Origin of the sequence: Dolichospermum sp. DET69 (genome assembly GCA_017355425.1) — a bacterium.
GTDB lineage: Bacteria > Cyanobacteriota > Cyanobacteriia > Cyanobacteriales > Nostocaceae > Dolichospermum.
This window is the reverse complement of sequence record CP070233.1, coordinates 4,660,295-4,677,801: the sequence shown is the minus strand read 5'-3', so window position 1 is coordinate 4,677,801 and position 17,507 is coordinate 4,660,295. Positions and strand designations below refer to the sequence as shown.

The 17,507-nt window shown below is 38.1% G+C and carries 10 protein-coding genes and 1 pseudogene; 5 read left to right on the top strand and 6 right to left on the bottom strand.

Annotation, left to right across the window (positions count from 1 at the left end; all coding sequences use genetic code 11):
• Positions 1 to 705 carry a hypothetical protein gene (locus tag EZY12_21415; GenBank protein QSX67255.1) on the top strand — a complete coding sequence of 235 codons (705 nt, stop codon included), beginning with the start codon at positions 1 to 3 and terminating at the stop codon, positions 703 to 705.
• Between the two features lie 4 nt (positions 706 to 709).
• Here EZY12_21415 and EZY12_21410 read toward each other — a convergent pair whose 3' ends face one another.
• Both EZY12_21410 and EZY12_21405 read right to left on the bottom strand, forming a co-directional pair.
• Positions 710 to 1,792, bottom strand: coding sequence for a hypothetical protein (locus EZY12_21410; protein ID QSX67254.1), 1,083 nt, complete (start codon positions 1,790 to 1,792; stop codon positions 710 to 712).
• A gap of 45 nt (positions 1,793 to 1,837) precedes the next feature.
• Positions 1,838 to 3,076, bottom strand: coding sequence for an aminoglycoside phosphotransferase family protein (locus tag EZY12_21405; protein QSX67253.1), 1,239 nt, complete (start codon positions 3,074 to 3,076; stop codon positions 1,838 to 1,840).
• A 552-nt stretch (positions 3,077 to 3,628) separates the two neighbouring features.
• Between EZY12_21405 and EZY12_21400 the strand changes: the two genes are divergently transcribed.
• The 3 genes from EZY12_21400 (at position 3,629) to EZY12_21390 (ending at position 7,134) form a co-directional block, all read left to right on the top strand.
• Positions 3,629 to 3,817, top strand: a complete 189-nt coding sequence (locus EZY12_21400; GenBank protein QSX67252.1) for a hypothetical protein — start codon at positions 3,629 to 3,631, stop codon at positions 3,815 to 3,817.
• 268 nt (positions 3,818 to 4,085) lie between these two features.
• On the top strand, positions 4,086 to 5,432 hold the full coding sequence (locus EZY12_21395; protein QSX67251.1) for an ATP-binding protein: 1,347 nt from the start codon (positions 4,086 to 4,088) through the stop codon (positions 5,430 to 5,432).
• A gap of 385 nt (positions 5,433 to 5,817) precedes the next feature.
• On the top strand, positions 5,818 to 7,134 hold the full coding sequence (locus EZY12_21390) for a hypothetical protein (GenBank protein QSX67250.1): 1,317 nt from the start codon (positions 5,818 to 5,820) through the stop codon (positions 7,132 to 7,134).
• A 398-nt stretch (positions 7,135 to 7,532) separates the two neighbouring features.
• On the opposite strand, the gene EZY12_21385 is transcribed toward EZY12_21390, so the two are convergent.
• From EZY12_21385 to tnpA, 3 genes are all read right to left on the bottom strand, one after another.
• On the bottom strand, positions 7,533 to 7,886 hold the full coding sequence (locus EZY12_21385) for a Rieske (2Fe-2S) protein (protein QSX70766.1): 354 nt from the start codon (positions 7,884 to 7,886) through the stop codon (positions 7,533 to 7,535).
• A 733-nt stretch (positions 7,887 to 8,619) separates the two neighbouring features.
• Positions 8,620 to 10,029, bottom strand: coding sequence for an MFS transporter (locus tag EZY12_21380; protein QSX67249.1), 1,410 nt, complete (start codon positions 10,027 to 10,029; stop codon positions 8,620 to 8,622).
• A 156-nt stretch (positions 10,030 to 10,185) separates the two neighbouring features.
• A complete protein-coding gene (gene tnpA / locus EZY12_21375; protein ID QSX67248.1) occupies positions 10,186 to 10,587 on the bottom strand; it encodes an IS200/IS605 family transposase in 402 nt (133 codons plus the stop codon).
• Between the two features lie 109 nt (positions 10,588 to 10,696).
• On the opposite strand from tnpA, the gene EZY12_21370 reads away from it, so the two are divergent.
• Positions 10,697 to 11,998 (top strand): transposase, encoded by a 1,302-nt coding sequence (locus EZY12_21370; protein ID QSX67247.1) that lies wholly within the window; start codon positions 10,697 to 10,699, stop codon positions 11,996 to 11,998.
• 78 nt (positions 11,999 to 12,076) lie between these two features.
• Here the strand turns inward: EZY12_21370 and EZY12_21365 are convergent.
• Positions 12,077 to 17,368, bottom strand: a pseudogene (locus EZY12_21365) (amino acid adenylation domain-containing protein).
• Positions 17,369 to 17,507: the final 139 nt, after the last annotated feature.

Sequence of the window (17,507 nt, the reverse complement as noted above, 5' to 3'; positions counted from 1 at the left end):
ATGTTGATAGAAAAATCACAAGAATTAATTGAATTATCCCAGCGTAAAGTTTCACTGAAAAATTATGCTGATAATCTTCAAGGTTTTCAATCCAGAGAAGAACAAATTAATAATTTCATCACTGAAATACAGACAATTATGCAAGCTGTAAAGGCTTTTCGAGAGAAAGGTATTAGTAACATTACTGTGGATAAAAAATTAGATGATCTTCTAAATTTTATTATCCATGCTGAGAATGATTTTCGTGAAAATCCAGATTGGATTATTGACAATAAACATTTTGATGCCAAAATTTTCAAGAAGGGAATAGATAATATTACCCAAACCTTAAAACAGCAATTATCTACAGATTGGCAAATCTACTTATCCCAAAATATGCCCAGCACTAATCAGGAAATGCTCAATCTTTTGTCTAAAGTCCAGGCATTTAGTCATCATGTGCAACGGATACGAAACTTAGATCAAGAAATCAAGCGAGTAAATTATCCTAAAAATATCCATCAACTTGAATTAACTCAAATGCAAATCACAGAGTTAAAACAGTGCTGGGAAAGCCTGAGTTCTGATGATGTACCAGAAGCGGTTTTAAACTTACTCAGAGCAGCAGCTAATCAAGGTGCATCTTTAAATCTCCTCACTCCAGAAGTTTTAGATTGGGTTAATACTTATGGTATGGCTGATTCCTTAAAAATTCGATTAATCTAAAAACTCAACTTAAAGGTTGATAAATATCCTCAGAAGCCGGATTCAGATAAGGATGCTGCATATCAATTAAATGTTGGGCAAAGTGTTGATTAATAATTTCTATTCTTTCCTCCAGGGCATTTTTACCCTTTTCCCAAGACTCCAATAAAGCATTGGCCACAATTTGACAACGGTTCATCCCAAAACTTTCTTGAGGAGCAAACTTTTGATTTGGTTCTTCTGCTAACCCTAATCCCGGCGCTAAAAACTTAGTAAACAATGGAATTTCTGGCTGGAAATAACCTTGATGTTCTTGATAAATATCTTGAAGAATAGTCCGAATTGTTGGGTAATTTTGGCGTTCAAAATGCAGCACACCAGCATCATAACGCCCATAAGCTGCGGGATTATAAAAAACCTGAAAACTAAAGGCAATAGTCGCATTATTTAATGCTTGGGTTAAACTCTCCATCAGGACAATTGCCCCGGCTGATGTAAAATTAAAGTAAATTCTCCCTACACCTAAATCAGTATTTTTTGAATCTTGCTTTTCTATTGCTACATTACTTACTGCCACATAACAGCCATTTTCCAGGCGATTTTTAGGCATCCATATTGCTATCAATTCCCCCGCTTTAGGCGACTTTTTTCGGGGTTTTAGATGACATTCCGGCTCAATATATAAGGTTAAACCATTCTTAGTAACAGCCATACTACCATCAGGTTCAATTCTCAAAATCTGCCAATTGGGTTCATAATGTCCTGTACCATGATTGCTATGATGTAGCTGTTCATAGAAATCTTCATCTACACCCAAACTATTGTTTTCTAGGAAATTTACCCCAGATTGACAACTATGATTATTTGCGGCTAAAACTGTTTGCAGTGAACCATTGTAATAAATCCCATACAGAAAATTTCTCAAAAGTATGTTCAAATATTTCTGCTTCAAAGATGGTGAGTTTTGTTGAAACCTACTTGCTATGTTAGCGGGCAAAGCAAAAGGTTGATAATTGGGATGGTAAATACAAAAATTAGATTCAATTTGGATATTACTGGCAATATCGAATAATGACTGGAAAATTTGATTGGTAGAATCATCAAACATTAACTTGTTTTGCACCTCAAATTTTAGAGAACTATATGTATCAGTCTAACAACCGCGTAAGCGAGTCCTTTGGTAATAAAGAGGGATTAATTGTTGTTCTTTATGGGGCTGCGGAAGTTTCTGAAGTGTGGAGACAGATTGCAAAATTTCTGATGCGGAGATGCCAAAAATAGTTAATACTGACTGTTCAGGCATAGTCAAAAGACTTTTAGCAACTTCGAGCATACATAAATTACTATTATCAAAGGATTTTTGGCATTCAATTCTGTGTTGAATTTGTTGAATTAATGCTAACCCGGCAAACTTAACTACGCGCACAATGAAATCCTGATGATATTCTAAAATCATGGGGAAAGCATCAAGATAAGCCCGGATTAAAGCCAGAATTGAAGGTTGTAGTTCCTCTAGAGGAATCATGGCTAAATTTAAAGATTCTTCTAATTCCAATGTCGGATCTACTATTAAACTAGAAAGCCAAATTCTTAAATAACTTGCTAATAGAGTTCCTAAATCAAAAGCTGGATCTCCCCAACCGCAAGCTTCCCAGTCAATTAATCTAATCAAGCAATTATCTAGCTTTTCCCACCGAGAATGAACTAAAATATTACTTAGGTGTAAATCGTTGTGAGTTAAACAAGATGGTTTCCACTCATAAGCTAAATCAGCAATGGCCGATTCTAAACTTTCGTAACGTTGATAAAGACGATGAAATTCTAGAGCCTCAGTGGGAATTATACCAAACGTGTCTGGATTGATTGATGGTATGCCTTGGGCGGGATTGTAAAAATTATAGCGAAACTGTCCTGCGGGTGCAGTGGACATAAAATCACGATACTCACGTTTATTAAACGTAGCTCGGTGTAATCCTGCTAACGTAGCACCAATCGCGCTGGCAATCTCTGTGGGGAAAATACTGCTGTGTTGATAAAATTTTCCTAGTTCCACATATTCGCTTAAATAGCTCTGCACAAGGATAGAGTTTTCCTCATCAAAGTGTAGCAATGATGATGCGATCGCCCCAATATTACCAATTACCGGAAATTTCTGTAATAACTGGTGAAATAGCCACTCATTAAAGAGTTCATGAGAACTTAGATCATTATTAATTTTATGCTCTTGTTTAATCAGCAGTTGGCGATTATCTGCCAGTATTACCAATAAATTCCGATTCTTCTGACTATTTTCTGGCAATACAAATTTATATGCAGCGCCATCTTCCGCGCTACACAGACCTGCATTGAGCAGATACCGGATAACATTTTGAGAAGACAGTGATGATAACATGAATTATTTCCTAGTGATTTTAATGGCTAAAGAATTACCGCAGTCAAGATTGAGGTGGCTGTAGCAGTTCTTGAGTTAATGGTAAAAAATTTCCGAAACATTGCTACTATCTACTAATATCCGATTTGTGCCAGAAAGACCTGCCAAAATGGCAATATTAGCTATTTTTCTACTTTCAAGTCTACGGAAGAAACTATAAAATCTTTACAATATCTGTAGTATAGCCTTGCACGTTGAATAAAACATTACTGCTTCATAAATAATTGCTAGTAGATATCTAGCGAAAACAATGGTTACTTACAATCTTCAGTGTTCCATATTCTCTGTATATATGTTGGCAATTTATCCTGACTATTATCAGTATCGGTTTACTTTTGTCCCTAACACTCTCTACTTTAATATATAAATGGCTACACTTGTATTCCTGTAGGTATAAGTTTTATATCACTTCTCACGGGTGTTATAACTCACTCTTACTTAGAGATTGCTGGAAAAGATTAGGAGTCAGGAAGAAGGAGTCACCGAGTCACCGAGTCACCGAGTCAGGAGTTAATGAACCACGAAGGTACGAAGGACACGAAGGAAGAAAGAAGGAAGAAGAAAGAAGGAAGAAGGAAGGAAGAAAGAAGAAGGAAGAAAGAAGAAGGAAGAAAGAAGAAGGAAGAAAGAAGAAGGAAGAAAGAAGAAGGAAGAAAGAAGAAGAAGAAGAAGAAAGAAGAAGTTTGGGACATTGAACATTAAATACGCGTTTCTTAGTTTCTTAGAACCTTTGTAGAGACGTTCCATGGAACGTCTCTACAATTTTGTTTGGGAACGTCTCTACAATTTTGTTTGGGAACGTCTCTACAATTTTGTTTGGGAACGTCTCTACAATTTTGTTTGGGAACGTCTCTACAATTTTGTTTGGGAATGTCTCTACAATTTTGTTTGGGAACGTTTCTATATTCTTTTACACCAGATGTCTATTATACTTAAATTCATGATGAGAGATAATTTACCCAGTTGATTGATGGATCATCTAGCAATGCTTACGGCAAATACCACATCTTATACAGCAGTTCAACTTCTACAACGCCAGGCTGCCTCCCTTTTACTGTACCAATCTGTCCTGGAAAGCGACGTAGGCAGAACCTTTCTTAATTTATTACAAACCATCCGTTATACTGATGCAGATGGGCGAGATTGCCTCCAAGCTTATGGTAGTTATTTCCAAGCTTTAGCCAGCAGTCATCAAACCTGGGAAGAATATCTGATTAAGCAAATTCTCACTGCGGATAATCCTTTTAGTAAATTGGCGCAACAGCAGAATTTTAGCAAATTAGCCTCATCGTTAGTAGTGGCTGTGCAACATGATTTACAAGTATTGCAAAGTTTATATGAATGTAATAGTGCAGTTTTAAGCGAGTGGGTGCAAATGGCAACTCATTTACCTATTTCCCCTGTCGTCTGGTATCGAGAACCGGAATCTGTAGGCATAGAAACGGGTTTAATGGCATCTATTCCTCAGTTAGAAAATTGGGGTGATGCTGTAGAAGATTTAGCCGCTTATTATCAGCAATATGGAATTGGTTTATTTGCCCAATATTGGGCTTTTCGTTGGCAAAATGGGGAGTTAGTTGGTATTCCTCACCCCGATTTGGTCAAACTGTCTACATTGGTAGGTTACAAGTGGCAAAAAGATGCTTTAGTGAAAAATACAGAGTTTTTATTGTCAGGAGAAACAGCACTGCACGTATTGCTTTATGGTAGTCGTGGTTCAGGTAAATCTTCTTTAATTAAAGCTCTATTAAATGAGTATAGTCATAGAAACCTGCGTTTAATAGAAGTGTCTAAGTCAGAATTGCCAGATTTACCCAAAATTGTCGAACTATTGCGAGGCGTTCCCCAGAAATTTATTATTTTTGTAGATGATCTTTCCTTTGAAGAAGATGATGATACTTTTAAAGCAATGAAAGTAGTTTTGGAAGGAAATATAACTGCTAGACCGAAAAACGTGGTTGTATATGCTACTTCTAACCGTCGGCACTTAATTCGGGAATATTTTACTGATAGACCAGATCCCAAGGATAACAATGAAGTTCATAGTTGGGATACAATGCAAGAGAAGTTGTCTTTTAGCGATCGCTTTGGTCTAACATTAACGTTTGAAGCCGCAGATCAAAAAACCTATTTACAAATAGTCCAGCACCTAGCAGCAAATATCAATATTTCTGCTGAAGATTTAGAATTCAAAGCTTTACAATGGGCAACTCGTCATAATGGACGTTCTGGCAGAACTGCAAGGCAGTTTATTGACTTTTTAAAAGCAGATTTAGCTGTATTTGGTGAAACTAAAAATCTTACTCCAGACTCATGATCAAAATCAATTATAGCGGTATCACTTAAATAAGATACAAAACTTATGGTAAAAGTTAGTCATAACTTTTTACTATTCTTCCTTCCTTCTTCCTTCGTGTCCTTCGTGCCTTCGTGGTTCATTAAATCCACAACAGGGGCAACCACGGGGGGTTTGCCCCTACCCCACAACAGGGGCAACCACGGGGGGTTTGCCCCTACCCCACAACAGGGGCAACCACGGGGGGTTTGCCCCTACCCCACAACAGGGGCAACCACGGGGGGTTTGCCCCTACCCCACAACAGGGGCAACCACGGGGGGTTTGCCCCTACCCCACAACAGGGGCAACCACGGGGGGTTTGCCCCTACTAATTATGTATATTTACAAATAAAAATGTGAGGCATAATGACGTTAATTACTAATAATGCTAACAGCTTAACCACACTAAAACCTCGCAAAATGCAACCAGTAATTGTTAATTATCAAGTTGTTTTAGGGATAGCTGCGTTTAGTGTCAGTTTTGGTTTAAGCCTTGTTCCCAACTGGGATTTTTCTAAAGCTTTTCTCACCGGGATAATTACAATTCTGGCTACATATTCAGCCGCATTTCTTGTTGATAAACGGCGAAGAATTGATGAAATGAGGATGATTGGTTCTCTCCAGAGACGCATTCGGGACATAGAAGGATTGAAATCCCGTATTGTCAGAGAAATACACCAATTAGAAGAATATAGAAATTTATTAGATACAGAAACTCAGCAACTAGAAAACCAAATTGGAGATTGTCGTAGTCAAAGGGATAGTTTACATAGAGACATAGGTACATTTGCTGCTCAAAAAAAGCAAATTGAAGCGGAAGTAAATAATCTAAAACTCGAATTTAAAAACTTAGATAACAGTAATATAGAACTAAATAACAGTTGCAATAATCTGATTATACAGAAGCGAAAATTAGAATTAAATTGTAACTCATCTCGTGCTGAAATTAACCAAATTCAACCTCAACTTGATACACTCAAATATCAGAAAAAAGAACTAGAAAATGATGTAATTCTGTTAGAAAGACTTAAACCACAACTAGAGAAAAAGCTTCATGAACTGCGAATAGAAGTTCAAAATCAAGAACTGGAAATTGCTAAACAAAATGATTTACTAAGCCAGACAAATACAACTAGAATTAATCTGGAAAATACTCTCAATTCTTTACAAAACAAAACACTAGAACAAAAATCTGAAGTCAATCAACTGCAAAATCAAATTTCTGTCTTACAAGACGAACGGGATTTATTGCAAAATCAAGTTTGGGAATTACTTCAACAAGTAGAAACAATTGATTCCCCAGCACTACCTGAAAATGACGAAAATTATCTAGAGTTATTTCCTTTTGATGAATTATTAGAACCATTGGATACAGTTGATAGAAAAGATCATAATAGGGGACATTTACCTAAAGAGTGGCATAATTTCTTAGCACATCTTCCAGGTCATGAAATTCAAGTTCTAAAAGCTATTCTTGAGCAAGATAACCCCAAAGCTACCATTAAAAAGATTGCTGAAGCCAATATTACTATGCCAAATCTTTTAATTGATACTATTAATGAAATTGCTAATAATACCATTGGTGAATTAATTATTGAAACCAATACCGAAATTCCCGAAATTATTGAAGAACATTTACTAAATGTGAAAACAATGATTACTAAATATTCAGAAATTAGTTAAGTTGTATTGATCCCCCCTCACCCCCCTTAAAAAGGCTACGGTGTACACACAAGTCTTCTAGAGTTGCCCCACAACGTTTAGATCCCCCCAACCCCCCTTAAAAAGGGGGGCTAAATTCTTCAAAGTCCCCCTTTTTAAGGGGGATTTAGGGGGATCGGATCACGTTTAGCATCCTGTCTAGAGATGTGTGTACACCGTAGCTTAAAAAGTGGGGAACTAGAATCAAAGTCCCCCTTTTTAAGGGGGATTTAGGGGGATCTAAAAATATTTGATACACCATGACTTTATGGCTAACGCCACACAAGCTATCAAACATCCTCTAAATATTCAGTTGTAGAGACGTTCCATGGAACGTCTCTAGATTTCAATATCACAGAGAATTGTGATCAATTCTGCTATTATGCTGGTACATCAATCAAAATATTGCCTGCTTCCACTTTGAGGGGATAGGTTGGCAAAGTTTTTTCTGAAGAAACCATTGACAGTAATTTACCAACTACGGGTGGGAACGGACACCAGGTTTTTACTTCACCATTACCCAAGTCAAATGCACTGCGGTGGAAGGGGCAAACTATTGCTCCATTTTCGATTTTACCGTTTTTCAAGGACATTTTTAAGTGAGGGCAGGTATCATCTACAGCATAAAGTTGATTTTCGTGGTTTAACAGTAGGATTTTGCGATCGCCTACTTTGACTACTTCCCGCGTACCAGTAGTCAGTGCATTAGCAGCTAAAACTTGAGTCCAAGCCATGAGATTCTCCTTATTTTCAATAAACTTGTTCTTAGTTTCTCGCAATTGGTGTCCTATGCGATCGCTAATATGCCAAAAGGTAGAGGGCTGCATAGTTGTAAAAAATATAGACAAATATCTTTTACTTTGAAAGTGTTACCTTTACTGGAGAAACTACAATCCCCTTTATCCCATCAGATTTTATCATTAGGGATTACTTTTATGGTTTTTTGCATTTTATTCTCTGATTGATTATCTCGATCTGATGTGATTTACTTTTTAGTTCCTATAGATTCGGATTGTTTACCGACTTCGCACCCCAAAAGGACTCTCACCCAACATTCAGATGTTTTCGACTCTTGAGAATATAGTTTTATTTTATAGGCAATTTACCATGAATGACAATGTCTATAAAATTACTAGAATTTTACCAATAATTTTCAGACATTTGTCTATATTCGGCAATGCCTGTCTATAAAATCAGAGAAGTTTACCAATACCTCAGAAATTGAGATTTAGAGGATGTTTAAAAAGTAATAGGTTGTGATTTACCTGAGTTCGACGTAAAAAAATACCCGAAAACATTATAAATAAGGCTTTTTACTGAAAAATGGCCTTGAACTTTGTTCTCAACAAATCTCCCATATTGACACTCTCAGCGGCTAAAGCCACTGAGATTCTACAGCCAATTTCTTATATCGAATTTAGGTACCTGGTCAATTTTTTTTGCCTTTTTCAGCAAACCCTATTTACACTAAGAAAAATCTGGTTGGTCAGGAATTGCATCAGGTAGTTCATCTTCTACGCAGCGCAGACGTGGATACAAGTAAGCAATTAAAGTTGCGACTAGAGAAAACAGACCCAGGATGATAAACATTAAACCCATGCCGCGACCATGACCCACCCCAATAATCAGGCCAATACTATTGGCTAAAGCCCCATCTTTGGCCATGATTGGTTCAAAGAATTGATCAGCTAATGCTCCACAGGTCAGGTAGGCCAGTGGTAAAAACCCCTGCACAGCGGCAGTGCGAAAAGCAAAGACCCTTCCCTGGACTTCTGGCGCTACTTTTTTTTGATAGATGACTTGAATTGATCCATTGATGATGGGAAATATGAAAAATATCAATAAATTGGCGATCGTAAAGACAATTGTTGAAGCCGTCAACCCAGCTAATACATAGAAGATGCCCAAAAATATCATTGACACAAATATAGTATTGATCTGGCGTTCTAACCCGCCCCAAATGCCGATCACGGCACTGCCCAGTAGTAGTCCAAAACCAGCAATAGAATAGATAGTCCCTAGGGATTGAGCGGAAGCAAAGGAAAGCACTAAGGGTGTAGTTAGAGCTTCTGCGCTCCCAACGAGAAAGTTGATAATGGCAATGAACATGACTAATCCGAGGAGTCCAGGACGTGCTACTAAATAGTTCCAGCCAAAGGTGATTTCTTGCCAAAAAGAGTTAGCTTCTGCATGGGGATTTTCTGTGGACGAAATTTCGGGAAATTTAACTACCAGCAAACAGATCAAGGCTAAGACTAAGGTGGATAAATCAATGATGACAATTCCTGAAAATTCTACAGTTACTAATAAAGCTGCGGCTAATACCGGGGAGAGAATTTCAGCGATCGCTAATCTGATCTGTGTCATCGAACTGGCACGACCAAGTTGTGCTTTCGGCACAAGTAATGTAGTCGCTGAGGAATAGGCTAGTCCCTGAAAAGCATTGAAACTGGAACTAATCGCACTGACTACGCACAGACTCCAAACTTCTAAGTGATTACTGATAAATAGCCAAGCAATTAGTAAGGTACATAAACCTGCACAGAAATCACTAATAATCATGATCCAGCGCCGAGGAAAGCGATCGACAATCACACCAGCAATGGGAGAGATCAAAATTGTCGGTAGGGTTGTAGAGAGAATCAGCAGTGTAAATTGAGTTGTGGAATTCGTATGTTGATAGACCCAAATACTGAGTGCAAAATTGGTTGTCCGCGAGCCAACCAGAGACAACACTTGACCAAACCAGATCAAGATAAACACGCTCATGCTTTGAGTTATTTCTCCTTCTGGGTTGGAGAAATACTCAGTCCATCTCAATAAAGATGAGCCAAGTCTGGGTTGTTGTTTTAACTCTGGTGGGCTGTTTTCTAACATAGCAATAGTGATTATTAGTGAATTTGCGGCAAAGCCTCATGGTTTAATGTAACATTTATTTATCATAAGATCTCACGGTAAGTGGGAAACGAGCGCGTCTTTAGACCTGAGAGGGAAGCGGCGCGAGCGGTTTTAACCGCTGTGGTATTTTCTGTATTATCCGTGATGCGGATCTTCAATATATTTCCTCACCGATTCACTACTAACATTCCCTGCGGTGCTTACAAAATAACTACTTGTCCAAAGAGACGGTAGTTTTTTTAATTGGGGAAATTCTTTTCTCAAGTAGAAACTAGAACGCCCTTTAAATGCCTTGATAACTAAATGTGGGGTATCTGTAGGCTTAACGCTAATAAATAAATGGATATGGTCTGGAGCTACTTCTAAGGCTAAAATATCCCAACCCTTTTCTATCGCCAGTTCAGCAAAAATCTGTCTTGCTCTTGTTGCTATCTCTCCTATTAAAACTTTTTTCCGGCGCTTGGGTATCCAGACAAAGTGGTAGTTAACTAGGAATTTAACGTGGTTATGAGTTTTGTAGTCTTCTTGCGTTAACATATTTATTTGTTGTTTTCTCTATACTTATTGACAATCCTAGTTTAATCAATTATTATTGAGAAGTCAACTTCTCATAAATCGTAAATTGGTGGTAAAAAACAAAAAGTCCATGGGAGTTCAACAGGTTTTGTTGTCTCCTGATGATGAAACTAAGGCAGTATTAGAATATCTTTGTCAGCAGTCGGGGAAACTCTATAACAGTGGTGTTTATTTCGCTAGACAAACATTTTTTAAAACTGGAAAGTTGTTAACGGGTAAGTTTGATTTAGCTTATGAACCTTCAGTTTCTAAAACTATGGTCGCTCAATCAATGCCTTCTACCCCGGCACAACAAACTTTATTGTCTGTAATTGAAGCTTTCAAATCTTTTAAAGAATTGCGTTCTTTGTTTCTCAAAGGTCAATTACATTTTAACCCTAAAGCCCCAGGATATCTAACAGGATCTAAACTTTTCAAGGTTGCCTATCCTAATAGTGGGGGACAAAAACCAACTTTAATTAATGGACAACTTAGATTTTCGTTAGGACTAACAGTTAGAAGATGGTTTGGAATTTCTGAATTTTTCCTACCAATGCCGTCAAATATAGACATTACAAAGGTTAAAGAGTTCACTATCCTACCTAAAAACGGTGCTTTTTATCTGGAAATGTCTTATGAAGTTGAGAAGCAAAACCACGTTTTAGACATCCATCAGGCATTATCTATTGACTTGGGAACGGCTGATAATTTAGCGGCTTGTGTTGATACATTGGGTAATTCCCTATTGATTGATGCCCGCGCAATGAAGTCAATGAACCAGCTTTGGAATAAAAAAGTATCTACCCGCAAGGACGGAAAACCGGAGGCTTATTGGGATAATTGGTTAGACCGTGTGACCCGTAAACGTAACCATCAAATGAAAGATGGGGTTAATAAAGCTGCGAAACTAATTATTGATTATTGCTTAAAATACGGCATTGGGACATTAGTAATCGGCTGGAATGATGGGTTTAAATCTAACGCCAACATGGGGAGAATTAATAATCAAAAGTTTGTCCAAATGCCGTTAGGTAAACTCAAAGATAGGTTAAAACAACTATGCGATTTGCACGGTATTAGATTTCAAGAAACTGAGGAAGCGTACACTTCAAAAGCTAGTTTTCTAGATGGAGACTCCCTACCCGTTTATGGTCAAAAACCAGACGGGTGGAAAGCATCTGGAAGACGTGTTGAGCGTGGTTTGTACAAATCGGGTAATGGTTCAATGATCAATGCAGATTTGAACGGCGCAGCTAATATTCTGCGAAAAGTAGCCAGCAATTTAGGCATAGACCTAAGCTCACTGGGTAGACGGTGTTTGACGACCGTAGCGAGAATTAGACTTTGGGCGTTACCTAAGTTTACTCTGTCCGCAGAATCTCAGTCCCTTTAGGGCTGAGAGTGTCAATATAAGTAGTCAAATAAGATCCCCGACTTCTCTAAGAAGTTGGGGATCTGACTCTTGCAATGTTCACAAATCAAAAAATTCACAAACCTGACTAGTTGGATCTTGGACAAGCTGCTGAAGAATTTGCTGGTAATAGCTAAACAAAAACTTGATAGTTTCATTGGTAAATAACTCCGTGCTGTAGAAAACCTTAATTTCCATGGTGGGATTATTTACTGAGGGTGAAGAAACATAAATTTCTAAAGGAATTTCTCCATCCCACAAGTCGAGATCGCGCTTAATTGATACAAAGTCAACATCTAACATCCAATTATGCCAATTTTGTGGAGGTAACATAGCCAGGGCTGCCGAGATATTCAATGGTTGTTTGCTGGTGATAGTGTCAGTGACTGTTTGACAAGCAATTTCTTTATTATTAATGGCTTCTGTGAGAGTTTCTTGGGCTTGTTCTAAAAGATTAATTCCAGTTTGTTCAGAGGAAAGATGCGATCGCAAAATTACGTCATTGATGAAGCAACCGAGCATTTTTTCAGTTTCCACCGTACTCCGATTACCAATAGTTGCTATTACTAAAATGTCGTTCTTACTATTGCACTTAAACAAAAGTATATTTAGAGCAGTGAGAATGATCGTAAAAATGCTGACCTTTTGAGAACGGCAGAGGGTTTCGATTGATGTCACAAGACTTGCTGGCAGAACCACAGAATAAATAGCTGCGCTGCTACTTTTATTACTCAACTGTAGCTGATTGCTAGATATCTCATCAGATTCTAGTGCAATATTAGTTAGTTTTTGTAGCCAGTAAGCCAATTGCTTTTCTATGACCTTTTCATTAAAGTATTGCCGTTGCCAGAGGGTAAAATCTGCGTAATGAACAGGTAATTCCGGTAGGGGTGAAGGTAAACCATTGACAAAAGCTGCATAGAGGATTCCTAACTCCTCCAACAACAGACCAAATGACCAGCCATCTGTGATGATATGGTGCATATTTAGTGTTAACCAATGTTCTTCTGGAGTTAGTCGCAGTAAAGTTGTTTTGATGAGAGGGACTAAAGCCAGATCAAAATGGTGCTGATATTGCAATGCAGCTAGTCTTTCTGCGCCCGATGTTCGCTCTATCAAAGGTAGGTTTTGTAAGTCTATAATTTCTAATGGGATAGTCAGAAATGGGCTAATTACTTGTACAGGTTGACCTTCTAATATAGTAAAAGCCGTGCGTAATATTTCATGACGACGAATTATTTCATTGAAACTGGACTCCAACGCAATTGCAGAAAGAGAGCCAGTGAAACGTAAAATAAAAAAGCTGTTGTAGGCGCAACTTTCAGGAGCTAATTGCTGTAACTGCCATATAGACTCTTGTGCAAAAGACAGGGGGATACAAGTGTCTCGTGCTTGAGGGACAAGAGGTGGTAAGGTATCAACTGTCATGGCATCCAGTTGATGTGTAATTATTACTTGACTAAGTTCAGCGATAGTCGGGGCTGTAAATAGAGAACGCAGAGGCAAAACTATGGAAAAATGTTCTCGAATGCGAGATATTACAGATGTGATCAGGAGAGAGTGTCCCCCTAATTCAAAGAAGTTATCATAGATGCCCACCTGCTCTCGATTTAATACTGTACACCAGATTTCGGCTAATTTTGTTTCTAGCGCGGTCACAGGGGCAACAAAAGCGGTTTCTAGCTCTAAATTGGTTGTTTCTGGCTTTGGTAAAATCCGCCGGTCAACTTTACCATTGGGAGTCAGAGGTAAGGTTTTGAGCATGACAAAAGCCGCAGGTATCATATATTCGGGAAGATGTTCTTTGAGAAATTGACGTAATTCGCTACTTGTCAATGTTTCTGTGGTGCTGACAATATAAGCTGTTAAATACTTGTTTCCTGGATGATCTTCGCGGACAATGACTACTACCTGCTGAACTTGAGGATGTTGGGTTAATACTGTTTCAATTTCTCCTAGTTCAATCCGAAAACCCCGAATTTTAACTTGATGATCAATGCGTCCTAGAAATTCAATATTTCCGTCTGGTAAATAGCGTCCTAAGTCTCCAGTTTTATAAAGTCGCTCATTTGCCACAAAAGGATTAGCAATAAATCGCTCAGATGTTAAGTCAGGACGATTTAAATACCCTCTAGCTAAACCTAGACCACCAATGTATATTTCTCCATAAACGCCAATTGGTAGGAGTTGAAGATAGTGATCAAGAATGTAAACTTGAGTATTGGTAATAGGACGACCTATGGGTGGGAATTTACCATCTGATTCTTCTGATAAAATTTGTCCAGACGTTGTAACCACTGTATTTTCGGTGGGTCCATAGTTATTAAAAAACTTAAATGGTAACTTATTTGATGGATAAGAATTAAGTCTATCTCCACCAGTTAACATAGTTCGCAAAGTTGTCTTTTCTGTCCAGGATAAAAGACATAATTGTTCTGCTAAGGGTGTAGGAATAAAACTAATAGTAATATTATGTGATATCAACTTCTCTTGAAGTGTTTCTGCTGACAGCAGAAATTCTGATTTAATTAAATATATACTCGCTCCGACTACTAAATAAGGCCATAATTCCCAGACAGCAGCATCAAAGGCTGTTCCTGCTAACTGTGTAGTTCGATCTGATGATTTTAATTCAAAATTATTTAAGTGCCAGAACACTAAATTTAATAGTGCTGAATGTTGAATTAGTACACCTTTAGGTCGCCCTGTAGAACCAGAAGTATAAATTACATAAGCTAAATTTTCAGGTGTGAAATTATGAATAGGATTATCGGAACTTTGACTGGCGATTTCAATTTTAAAATCTTGATCCCAACAAATGATTTTAGTTTGCGATAGCGAAGCGCTGCTGCAAGCAGATCGCTCTAGGGTTAATGATAAATGTGGGAGTAATGAAGAATGAGTCAAGATGATGGACATTTGTGAATCTGCCACCATATAATTGAGACGTTCTGGGGGATAATTAGGATCGAGTGGCACATAAGCACCACCAGCTTTGAAAATTCCCAAATATCCTACTATCATTTCCAGAGAACGTTCTAAATAAACACCCACTAATATTTCTGGTTCTACACCCAAAAACTGCAAATAATGAGCTAGTTTGTTAGCTTCTGAATTTAATTGTTGGTAGGTTAATTGCTGATCTTCAAAAACTACCGCTACTGCATCAGGTGTTTTTTCTACTTGTTCCTCAAATAATTGAGGAATGGATTTTTGTGGGTAATCAGTTCCTGGATTATTCCATTCAACTAATAACTGATTTTCTTGGGATGCTGTTAATAAAGGTAATGTCCTAATCCGCTCTTGAGGATTTACCACAATTGCCTCAACTAAGGTGTGAAAACTCTCTACCATCCTGGCAATAGTATCAGCATTAAACAAATTAGCATTATATTCAAATGCACCTATTAATTCAGTTCCTGATGCTGACTCTTTTTCCTGCATTGATAAGGTTAAATCAAAAGTTGCCCCCGCAGTCCCTCTTGTTAATTCTATTTGTGTAACTTGCAAATCTCCTAATTCCAGTTTTGACACCGGAGAATTTTGCAATACAAACATAACTTGAAATAAGGGACTATGACTGAGGTGGCGCTGAGGTTGGAGGGTTTCTACAAGTTGATCAAAGGGGACATCTTGATGAGCATAAGCATCAAGTGCCATCTGTCGCACCTGTTGAAGTAATTCTTCAAATGTGGGATTTCCTTCGAGACGAGTCCGTAAAACTAAAGTATTCACAAAAAAGCCAATTAATGGCTCTAACGCGACACGATTGCGATTACTAATAGGAGAACCAACAACAATATCTTCCTGACCACTATAGCGGGAAAGTAAGATCACAAAGGCCGTGAGAAGTGTCATAAATAGGGAAGAACCCGATTTTTGACTGAGGCTTTTAAGTTTGTGAGTGAGTTGGGAATCAAATTGAAATTTCTGGAGATCACCGCGAAAGGTTTGAATTGCTGTTCGTGATCGATCTGTAGGTAATTCAATGACTGCGGGAATATCTGCTAATTGTTGTTGCCAATAATCAAGTTGCGCGGGTTGATTTTCCAGCCATTGTCGTTGCCAATAAGCATAGTCGGCATACTGAATTGATAATTGGGGTAAGGGAGAAGGTAAACCCGCTGTCAAGGCTGAATAAATAACCGATAATTCTTGAAGAAAATTCCCTGCTGACCAGGCATCAGAAATGATGTGGTGCATTATTACTAATAGCTGGTGGGATTCTGCCCCCAATTGGATCAATGTCACTCTTAAGAGAGATGATTCAGTTAGGGCAAAAGGGCGAAGATATTCATTAGTAGTTAATCTTTGTGCCGCAGTCGTTTTCTGATCTTCTGCTAATTCTTGTAAATCAATTACAGGTAAGGTAAATGCTAATTTATCAGTAATAACTTGAATGGGTTTACCATCGGCAATCCCAAAACTGGTACGCAGGGTTTCATGACGATTAATAATTGTGGCGATCGCCCCTTCAAGTGCTATAAAGTTAAGCAATCCTTGTAAATTCAGGACTCTGACAATATTGTAAGCAGGATTTGCCCCTTCCATTTGATCAAGAAACCAAAACCGCTGCTGAGTTAACGAAAGTGGTAATTCAATATTTCGGGAAACTGGTTCTAAGGTTGGCAGTAAATTCTGGGCAGAAGATCCAATTTGTTCGCTAAATGTGGCAATTGTTGGCGCGGCAAATAAACTGGCAATAGATAATTCTACTGATAGTGCCTCACGCAATCTTGATATCACTAAACTTGCTAGTAGAGAATGTCCACCCAATTCTAAAAAATTATCATGAATACCAATTCTGGCGATGCCTAAAACTTCTGCCCAGATTTTAGCGATGATTTCTTGTGTGGGTGTTTGCGGAGGGACAAATTCACTTTGAATTGCTGATAAATCAGGTTCGGGTAAACTTTTTCTGTCTAATTTTCCATTGGGTAAAACTGGCAATTTCTCCATCACCATTAAGGTATGGGGAATCATATAATCTGGCAGTTTACTGGACAGGAAATTGCGTAATTCTCCCGAATTAAAATCTTGGTTATTTACTACGATATAAGCAACTAATCGCTGACCCCCAGATACATCTTCTCTAGCAGAAACCACAGCTTCTCGGATGCTGGGATGGAGTTTAATTACTGCTTCAATTTCCTCCAATTCAACCCTCATTCCGCGGATATTTACCTGAAAATCAATACGTCCGAGAATTTCTAAATTGCGATCGCTTGAATAACGAGCAACATCCCCAGTTTTAAAAAGTCGTTGTTGAGGATTAAAAGGATTAATAATGAATTTTTCCCTATTTGCCTCGGTGCGGTTCAAATAGCCTCGTGCTAAGGTAGAACCCGCAATATCAGTAAACCAAAAAGTTTTTCCCAAAGAGTGATTTTTACGGAGTGCTGACGCTATTGCTACAGACGCAGCAGGCATCACTAACAAAATACGACAGATACTCATGTACTATAGAATACCAAATATATAAGAAATAGTT

Coding starts and splice junctions, on each gene's coding strand:
- EZY12_21415 (QSX67255.1), top strand. CDS start 1: ATGTTGATAGAAAAATCACAAGAATTAATTGAATTATCCCAGCGTAAA.
- EZY12_21410 (QSX67254.1), bottom strand. CDS start 1,792: ATGTTTGATGATTCTACCAATCAAATTTTCCAGTCATTATTCGATATT.
- EZY12_21405 (QSX67253.1), bottom strand. CDS start 3,076: ATGTTATCATCACTGTCTTCTCAAAATGTTATCCGGTATCTGCTCAAT.
- EZY12_21400 (QSX67252.1), top strand. CDS start 3,629: ATGAACCACGAAGGTACGAAGGACACGAAGGAAGAAAGAAGGAAGAAG.
- EZY12_21395 (QSX67251.1), top strand. CDS start 4,086: ATGGATCATCTAGCAATGCTTACGGCAAATACCACATCTTATACAGCA.
- EZY12_21390 (QSX67250.1), top strand. CDS start 5,818: ATGACGTTAATTACTAATAATGCTAACAGCTTAACCACACTAAAACCT.
- EZY12_21385 (QSX70766.1), bottom strand. CDS start 7,886: ATGGCTTGGACTCAAGTTTTAGCTGCTAATGCACTGACTACTGGTACG.
- EZY12_21380 (QSX67249.1), bottom strand. CDS start 10,029: ATGTTAGAAAACAGCCCACCAGAGTTAAAACAACAACCCAGACTTGGC.
- tnpA (QSX67248.1), bottom strand. CDS start 10,587: ATGTTAACGCAAGAAGACTACAAAACTCATAACCACGTTAAATTCCTA.
- EZY12_21370 (QSX67247.1), top strand. CDS start 10,697: ATGGGAGTTCAACAGGTTTTGTTGTCTCCTGATGATGAAACTAAGGCA.